The organism is Paracoccus sp. S4493 (assembly GCF_000967735.1).
GTDB classification, from domain to species: Bacteria; Pseudomonadota; Alphaproteobacteria; order Rhodobacterales; family Rhodobacteraceae; genus Paracoccus; species Paracoccus marcusii.
In genome coordinates, this window is the sequence record NZ_JXYF01000176.1 from 1 (window position 1) to 981 (window position 981).

The window sequence follows — 981 nt, forward strand, 5'->3', positions numbered from 1 at the left end:
ATCAATGGGTCTGGAGCCTACGGATCTGAATGTCAGCAATGACGATATTCAGACCTATAAAATCGCATTATTGCTGAATTTATCAAACTCGGGCGCATCTTGTACGCTTACGGGTTGAACGCCGCCCCAAAGTCAAACTTCTTACGAGACTATGATTTAGCAAGTGACAGGTTCACAGCGCTTTCGCGTCTATCCCGGCCAGTTTCGACGTCAAAATTGATCTTTTGGCCATCAGTCAACGTTCCAAGTCCTGCGCGCTCAACGGCAGAGATATGAACGAAAACATCCTTGCTGCCATTATCAGGCGCAATAAAACCAAAGCCTTTCGCCTCATTATACCATTTTACCGTACCGATTGCCATGTTTCCTCCTGTTAGTTTGTGATGCAAAGCTTGGCTGTGCAGCAAGGCATGTCCTCTGCGGACTGTCGAGGTTCATAAAGCAGAGCAATGCTACGATTTATGCGAACCCTAATTTGCCCGTTCGGTGGCTTTTCAACTAGATTGGCATATGAAAACAAAAATTTCGCCAGGCTATTTTTGGCTTATACATTGCCAATAAGTTGCGTTCTGCATTGACATATCATCTAAAGATTGAAAAGACACCTAATTTCTGGACAATTACACATCTCTTGCACAGCAATACTTGCTGATATCTGGCATCATACTCAAGTCTTCTAACATATCAACGGTAACACCTGCAATTGTGGGTGATATGATTTCTATTTTTGCGCGGTTAAATGTAGGAGATATTCTTGCCAAACGACCCCCAAGTTCATCTTGCCGTTGTTACAGGGGCAAGTGCCGGCTTGGGTCGGGCACTGTCCTATAGGCTCATAGAGAACGGCGTTCGTGTTGTCGGTCTGGCGCGGAATGCTACGGAGCTAGACATTACCGCTGAAAGATGCGGGCATAATATGTTCTTCCCGATGGTATGCAATGTCGCTGACAGCGAGAATGTGCGTAAGCGCGACGTCGCGGC

Annotated in this window: 1 protein-coding gene; it reads right to left on the bottom strand. The window is 46.2% G+C overall.

Annotated features, from left to right (window positions below; translation table 11 throughout):
* Positions 1 to 149 precede the first annotated feature (149 nt).
* Complete coding sequence (locus tag TW83_RS20055) at positions 150 to 362, bottom strand: cold-shock protein (RefSeq protein WP_084697617.1); 213 nt, start codon at positions 360 to 362, stop codon at positions 150 to 152.
* Positions 363 to 981 lie beyond the last annotated feature (619 nt).